The 8,488-nt window shown below is 69.6% G+C and carries 1 protein-coding gene; it reads right to left on the bottom strand.

Translation table 11 applies throughout. The features are described from left to right. On the bottom strand, window positions 1-8,488 hold an 8,488-nt coding region (locus ABD287_RS17855), incomplete at both ends, for a non-ribosomal peptide synthetase (protein WP_344174608.1).

Consider the following 8,488-nt stretch of genomic DNA (forward strand, 5'->3'; position numbering starts at 1 on the left):
CCACCTGATGCGGACCCAGCTCATCCTCAGCAAACACCGTCCGCAACGACTCATGCCGCGCCACCACATCACCCAACGCAGCACCCAGCGCCGACACGTTCAGGTCACCGGTGAGCTGCATTGCCATCGTGATGTTGTAGGTGCTGCTGGGACCCTCCAACCGGTGCAGGAACCACAGGCGCTGCTGTGCGAAGGACAGTGGGATACGAGCTGGCCGTGGGTGGACCGGGCGGACGCTGGCAACGGCGGTGCCAGGCTCGGCGAGCGCCACCGCAAGAGCGGCGACCGTCGGCGCCTCGAAGATCTGCCGTACCGAGATGTCGGTGTTGAAGGTGCTGCGGATGCGGGCAGCGAGCCGGGTGGCGAGCAGCGAGTGACCGCCGAGGTCGAAGAAGTTGTCGTCGATGCCGGTACTTTCGGCGCCCAACACCTCGGCGAACAGCCCGCACAGCACCTCTTCCTGGGCGGTACGGGGCTTTCGTCCGCCGGCGCCGGTGCCGTACTCCGGTGCTGGTAGCGCATCCCGGTCGAGCTTGCCGTTGACCGTCAACGGCAGTGCGTCGACGCGCACAAATGCTGCTGGAACCATGTAGTCGGGTAGCGCCCGCGCAGCGAATTCGCGAAGTTCTTCGTCGGTGGCCGTGCGCTCGGGCACCAGGTAGCCGACGATCCGGCGGTCACCGGGCTGATCCTCCCGGACGATCACGGCGCATCGGGCGATGTCCGGATGTGCGGCGAGGGCGTGCTCGATCTCCCCGAGTTCGATCCGGAACCCGCGGACCTTCACCTGGTCGTCCGTACGTCCCACGATCTGGAGCGCGCCGTCCCGGGTCCACCGGCCGACGTCACCGGAGCGATACATCCTGGACCCGCGGGGGGCAAACGGATCAGCCACGAATCGTTCGGCGGTCAGTCCGGCACGGTGCCAGTACCCGCGGGCCAAGCCGGCGCCGGCGACGTAGAGCTCGCCGTCAACCCCCGGCGGCACCGGCCGCAGGCTGTTGTCAAGGACGTAAACCCTGGTGTTGGGGTAAGGACGCCCGGCGGGAACGGAGCCGGCCGGGGTCGGATCGCCGGGAGCCAGGCGCAGCTCGGCACAGTTGACCGTCGTCTCGGTCTGACCGTACGCGGCGTACACCGTCGCGGCCGGGTGCTGCTCCCGCCATCGCTGAAGGGCGGTGCCGGTGAGCATCTCGCCGCCGAGGATCAACGCGTGGGACGGTGAGGCGCTGCTCGGCAGGTCCGCCAGCAGTTCCAGATGAGACGGTGTCCCCTTGAGGAGTGCCGGACGCGGGGCATCGGAGTGCGACAGCTCGGTGAGATCCCCCAGGACTACCAGACCACCGCACGCAAGGGCGCTGAACAGCGAGGTGACCGTCATGTCGAAGGACACCGGCGTGTGTAGCCACGCCACCTTGCCAGCGGCGGTGCGGTACTCGTCCGCCGAGCGGCTCACGTACGTGCCCAACGTGCGATGCGTGATGACCACGCCCTTGGGCAGACCAGTCGACCCGGACGTGTAAATGACATACGCGGGGTGGTCTGGCCGCAGTGCCACGAGGGGCGGGACGGCGCTGACCGGAGCGTCGTGCCGGCCGTCATCCACCACGATGATCGGCGCTTCGCCCTCCGGCAGCGTGGGAGCACAGTCCGGGTCCGCCAAGATCGCGGTCGGGTGGGTGTCGTCGAGCATGAAGGCGACCCGATCCCGCGGATAGGTGGGATCGACTGGAACGTATGCGCCGCCCGCTTTCAGCACCGCCAGTAGTGCGACGACCACGTCGACCGAGCGGTGCATGACCACCGCGACCAGCGACTCCGGGCCAACCCCGTGAGATCGCAGTAGCTCGGCCAGCCGATCCGATCGCGTGTCCAGCTCGGCGTAGGTGAGCAGGCTGGAACCGTGCTGAACGGCGGGCGCTGCCGGAGCCGCCTGCACGCTGGCGGCGAGCAGGTCCAGGAAGGTGACGTCCCCGGCCGGCCGGACGTGCCCCTGCCAGTCGCCGAGTACCAGGTCCCGCTCGGCGGCGGTGAGCAGCGGAAGCGCGCCGACGGCCCGGTCGGGGTGGGCGAGCGCGGCATCGAGCAACCGGACGAACCGGGCGACGACCGCATCAACCGTCGCGCGGTCGTAAAGGTCGGTGCGGAATGCGACAGACCCGTTCATCCCGGCCGGCTTTCCACTGGGTGAGCGCTGCTCGTCCAGGGAAATCCGCAGGTCGAAGCGGGCCGTGCCGGTGTCTACCCGATTCGGCTGCACCTGCAGGCCCGGCAGGTTGGTGACGGCCCGGGCGGGATCGGCGCTGTTGACCACCAACACCACCTGACACAGCGGGTGCCGGGAGCTCGACCGCTCCGGGTTCAGCCGCTCGACTAGCCGCTCGAACGGCACGTCCTGGTGTGCGTAGGCCTCCAGCGCCGTGTCCCGGACTCGACCAACGAGGGTGTCGAAGCTTGGGTTACCGGCGAGGTCGGTGCGCAGCACCAGGGTGTTGACGAAGAAGCCGATGAGGTGCTCGAGGTCCCGGTCCGTCCGACCGGCCACCGGCGTGCCCAGGACTACGTCGGTCCCGGCGCCGAGTCGGGAGAAGACCGTGGCCCAGGCGGCCTGCACCACCATGAACAAGGTAACGCCGCGTTCCCGGCAGTAGGCGGCGAGCCGTTCGTGCAGCTCACCAGGGAGCGCGAACTCCACTCGACCACCCTGGTCGGAGGGCTTCGACGGTCGCGGACGGTCAGTGGGTACGCCCAACTCGTTAGGAATCCCACCCAGCTGCTTCGTCCAGTAGTCGAGCTGGCGGGAGAGTAGTGACTCGGGATCATCGTCGGCGCCCAGGAGGCGCTGCTGCCAGAGCATGTAGTCCGCATACTGCACCGGCAGCGGCGGCCACGACTGTCCGCCGGCGCCGGCGCGGGCCCGGTACGCGGTGGCGAAGTCGCGGCCCAGGACCGGGATGGACCAGCCGTCCCCGGCGATGTGGTGGACGAGGACGAGCAGCGTGTGCGCATCCTCGGCTGTCCGGAAAAGCCATGCGCGGACCGGCAGCTCACTGGTGAGGTCGAAGGCGTGCCGGCCCGCGCGGGCCAGCTCCTCCTGCAGGGCTTCCTCGGCAACCGGCACCACGGTGAGTTCCGGTCGGGCCTCGTCCGGCTCCACAATCTCCTGGTACGGTCCGTCGCCGTCTTCGGCGATCCGGGTCCTCAGCGATTCGTGCCGCGACACGACATCGGCGAGTGCGGCCTGCATCGCGGGCACGTCGACCTGGCCAGTGAGGCGCAACGACAGCGGCATGTTGTACGTCGCGCTCGGGCCTTCGAAGCGGTGCAGGAACCACAGCCGCTGCTGGGCGTAGGACAGCGGCACCCGGGCCGGGCGCTCATCGGCGGCGATCGCCGGCCGGGCTGGTGCGCAACGTTCGATGAGGGCACGAACCCCGGCGACGGTGGGGGCCTCGAACAGGTCGCGGATGCTCACCTCGGCGTTCAGGACCGCCCTGATCCGGCCAGCCAGTCGGGTGATCAGGAGCGAGTGGCCGCCCCGCTCGAAGAAGTTGTCGTCACACCCGATGTCGGAGACGTTGAGGAGCTCGGCGAACAGCGAGCACAGGAGCTCCTCCTGAGCGTCGCGCGGTGGACGGCCGGCGCCGCCCAGCTCCGCCGCGGGAGCCGGCAGCGCGGCTCGGTCGAGCTTGCCGTTCGCAGTGAGCGGAAGCGCAGCCAACGGTACGAATACCGCCGGCACCATGTAGTAGGGCAACATCCGGGCCATGCGTTCGCGCAGCGCGGTCGGCTCGATCGTGGCACCTTGCGCCGGCACCAGGTAGCCGACCAGCCGCCGGTCCCCGGGTCGGTCCTCCCGGATCATCACAGCGGACCGGGTGACTCCCGGGCAGGCGGTGAGCGCGGATTCGACCTCGCCCAACTCGATCCGGAAGCCGCGCAGCTTCACCTGGTTGTCTAGGCGGCCGAGGAACTCCAGGCGGCCATGGTGGTCCCAGCGGACCCGGTCGCCGGTGCGGTACATCCGGGTGCCCGTCGCACCAAACGGACAGGCGACGAATCGGTCCGCCGTAAGGTCCGGCCGGCCCAGGTAGCCGCGTGCGACGCCTTCGCCGGCGATATAGAGCTCGCCGGCGGTCAGCGGTGGGACGGGGCGCAGCGCGCCATCCAGAACAAAAACCGCGGTGTTGGCGAGCGGCTTTCCGATGACGGACCCGGCGCCAACGCGGGCGTCGTGAGTGACCTCGGCGCTGGTCGACCACACCGTCGTCTCGGTGGGCCCGTACAGGTTGAGCACGGACCGGGTGCGCCGGCTCAGCTCGCGGGCGAGGTCAGCCGGCAGGGCTTCCCCACCGACGAGGGCGCGGACGCCCGACAGGTCCCGATCGGCTGCAACGTCGATCACGGCGCGCCACAGGCTCGGGGTGGCCTGCATGACGGTGATCCGTTCGCGTTCGAGCGTTCCGCACAGTGCCTCGGGATCATGGGTGGTCTCCAGCGAAGCCAGCACCAGGGTGCCTCCGGCCAGCAGCGGCGCGAAGATCTCCAGGCCGGCGATGTCGAAGCTGACCGTGGTGACGGCGAGGAGGCGGTCGTCGGCGCTGAGCGGCACGGTGGACTGCATGGCGCTGAGGAAGCTCGCCAGGCCACCCCGGGTGACCACCACACCCTTGGGACGGCCAGTCGAGCCGGACGTGTAGATGGTGTACGCCGGCTGATCAGGCGAAAGCTCGCCGGTGGTGGGTAGGGCCGTACCCGGCAGGGCAGCAAGCTGAGCGTCGGTGACCGGATCACCGAGCAGCACCTGCTGGACGTCGGCCCGACCCCAGCCGTCAGCTGCGCCAGGCGTGGTGATCAGAACCGCCGGGTCGGCGTCGGCCAGCACATAGCTGATGCGCTCCGCCGGATAGTTCACATCGATGGGCAGGTAGGCAGCTCCGGTCTTCAGCACGGCCAGCAGGGCCACGATGCCCTGGGGGGAGCGGGGCAGAGCGACCCCCACCAGCCGCCCGGGCGCGGCGCCGTGGCGCAGCAGGTGCCGAGCCAGCCGGTTGGCGGCGGCGTCCATTTCTCCGTAGCTGAGATCCACGTCGCCGTGGCGTACGGCAACTGCCCGCGGGTCGCGCGCGGCCCGTTCCTCGATCATGCGGGTCAGGGGCCGGTCAGGCAGGGGCCGTACGGCGGCCGTCTGGTTTACCGCCTGTACCAGCGTCTGCTCGTGGGCGGAGAGAACGTCGAACTCGCTGATCCGGCAGTGCGGGTCTGTCACGGCGGCGGCCAGGATCCGCACGAATCGGGCCACCATCGCCTCTGCGCTGGTCCGCTCGAAGAGGTCGGTGCTGAATTCGAGGCCACCGGTGATTCCGGCGGGGTCGCCGGCGTCATCCCGCCGCTCCGCGACTGAGAAGTAGAGGTCGAACCGGGCCGTCTGCGAGCCGATTCGGTATAGGTTGACGGTAATGTCCGCCAGCTTCGGGCGCGGATCAGTGGATGCGCCGCCGGTAGCCGAGGCGAGCATGACCTGGAAGAGCGGGTGCCGGGCCAAGGAGCGGACGGGATTGACTGCCTCCACGACGCGCTCGAACGGCACGTCCTGGTGCGCGTACGCATCAATGTCGGTACGGCGAATTCGCTGGAGCAGGTCGGCGAAGGATGGCCTTCCGCCAGTGTCGGTCCGCAGCACGAGGGTGTTGATGAAGAGCCCGACGAGTCGCTCGGCCACTTCGTCGTTGCGGCCGGCGATCGGCGTTCCGATCGGAATGTCCGTGCCCGAGCCGACGCGGGTCAGCAGGGTCGCGAGCGCCGCCTGCAGGACCATGAAGACGCTGACCGAGTGGGTGCGGGCGAGCTGGGCGACGGCGGCGTGCAGGGCGCGGGGGATGTCGAAGGCGATGCGATCCCCGCGGTAGGAGGGCTGCGCAGGGCGGGGCCGATCCGTGGGCAGGTCCAGCTCCTCAGGCAACCCCGCGAGTGTCGTCTTCCAGTAGTCCAGCTCGCGGTTCAGTGCCGAATCGGGGGCATCGGCCGACCCGAGCCGCCGCTCTTGCCACAAGGCATAGTCGATGTACTGGACCGGAAGGTCCGGCCAGCTGGGGGCTCGTCCGTCGCGGCGGGCAGCGTAGGCCTCCGCCAGGTCCCGCGACAACACCTCCATAGACCAGCCGTCAGTGGCGATGTGATGCATGACGAGCAGCAGCGCATGGTCCTCCGGTGAGATCCGGAAGAGCGTGACCCGCAGCGGAGGCTCGGCGGCCAGGTCGAAGCCTTGGGCGGCAGCCTCCGCGAGGCGCGGCAGTAGCTCTTCGTCGGTGATGGCGACGGTCTCGGGCGACAACGTCAGATCGTCGCGGACCAGTTGGCACGGGCCGTCCTCGTCCTCGACGAAGACCGTGCGCAGAGCCTCGTGGCGGTCCACCAGGTCGGCCAGCGCCTGCCACAGGACCGCCTGGTCGAGCGGGCCGGTCAGCCGCAGCGCGGTGGGCACGTTGTAGGTGGCGCTGCGACCCTCCATTCGGTTGAGGAACCAGAGCCGGCGCTGGGCCAGTGACAGCGGCACCCGCTGCGGCCGGGGAGCCGGTGTGGGTCGCGGCGTCGCCTGCCCACTGAGGGCACCAGACAGCGCTGCCACCGTGCGGGCTTCGAAGATCTGACGTGGCTGCACCTCCACCTGCAGACCGGTGCGTACCCGGCCGGCGAGGCGAGCGACAGTGAGGGAGTTCGCGCCGAGCTCGAAGATGTCGTCGTCAATGCCCACCTCACTGACATTGAGGACGTCGGCGAACAGGGCGCACAGGGCCCGTTCGCGGTCGTCGCGTGGGGCCCGGCTGGGCCGGTCCTGCTGGACGGCGGGCAAGGCTCGCCGGTCCAGCTTGCCGTTGGGATTCAACGGCAGAGCGGGCAACCCGACGATGACGCTGGGCACCAGGTAACTCGGCAGCTGGGCGGCGAGATAGGACTCAAGCGCCTCCGGATCGAAGGTGCGGTCCTGGGCGCTGACCACAAACGCGACGAGGCGGGCCGCACCGGCGGAGGTCGACTGCGCCACCACGGCGGCCTGCGCCACGTCGGCGTGCCGGGTGAGCACAGCCTCCGTCTCCCCGGGCTCCACGCGGAAACCCCGGATCTTCACCTGTGCGTCGGCCCGACCGACGAAGGCGACGGTGCCGTCGGGCTGCCAGCTGCCCCGGTCGCCGGTGCGGTACATCCGCTCGCCGGCCCCGAACGGGCAGGCAACGAAGCGTTCCGCCGTGGCCATGGGCCGGTCGGCGTATCCGCGGGCGAGGCCGGCGCCAGCCAGGTACAGCTCCCCGACGACACCGGGTGGCACCGGGCGCAGCGCGGAGTCCAGGACGTAGACCCGGCTGTTGTCGATCGGTGTACCAATGTCGGGGGCGGTCGGCCACTCCTGCGGCTCGGCGGGCAGGGAGGCGCCGGTCACGATGTGCGATTCGGTCGGGCCGTACTGATTGTGCAGCCGCAGACCCGGCACCCTGGCGAAGAACCGGCGCATCGCGGATGTCGGGCGCAACGCCTCGCCGGCCTGCACCACATGTTGCAGGTCTGGCAGCCGTAGCTCGGTGCTCGCCGCAGCCTCGGCGACTGCCTGCAGCACCAGGTTGGGCGTATACCAGTGGGCGACCCGGGCGTCGGCCAGCCAGGCGATGAGCCGCTCGGGATCCCGCCGGACCTGATCCGGGCAGATGGCGACGGTCTGCCCGGAGAGGAGAGCGGCGGCCAGTTCCTGCACCGCGACATCGAAGCCGACGGGAGCAAAGTGGGCGGTCACCAACCCGACTTCGGGTCGGATGATCTTCGCCTGCCAGTCGACCAGGTTGGTGATGGTCACGGCCGGAACCAGGACCGGCTTCGGCTCACCAGTCGAACCAGAGGTGAACAGCAGGTACAGGGAGTGGTCCGGGCGCAGGGTCGCACCCCGCTCCTCGTCCGTCAGTGGGTCGCTCGACGCGGTCAGCGGGTTGTCAGCTGAGACCTCGTCGATGGCCAGCACGGCGTCGGCGGGAAGCTGATGGTCATCGGCGAACTGCTTCGTCGTAACGATCACCGTTGGCTTGCCCGTGGCGACGAGCTGGCGTACGCGGGCCGCTGGCGAGTCAGTATCGACGGGCATATAGGTGGCGCCGGCCGTGACCACGGCCCAGGTCGCCACCACCTGCTCCAGTGACCGGGGGAGTGCGACGGCGACCACCGTGTCCGGACCGGCGCCACGCGCCAGGAGTTGGCGCGCGAGCTGGTTGGCCCGCTCATCCAAGGCAGCGTAGGTGAGTGTGTCGGCGCCGCACCGAAGCGCCGCGATCTGGGGGGTGGCGCGGACCTGGTCTCGGAACTGCTCCGGGATGCTGCGCCACTGCACGGCGGTGGCGGTGTCGTTCCACGTTTCGAGTATGTGTCGGCGTTCGGTGTTGTGGAGTGTTGGGAGGTGGGCGGTGAGTTGTTGGGGGTTTTGTTGGATTGCTTGTAGTACTTGTTG

This window comes from Pilimelia columellifera subsp. columellifera (assembly GCF_039532605.1).
In the GTDB taxonomy this organism is placed as follows: Bacteria; Actinomycetota; Actinomycetes; order Mycobacteriales; family Micromonosporaceae; genus Pilimelia; species Pilimelia columellifera.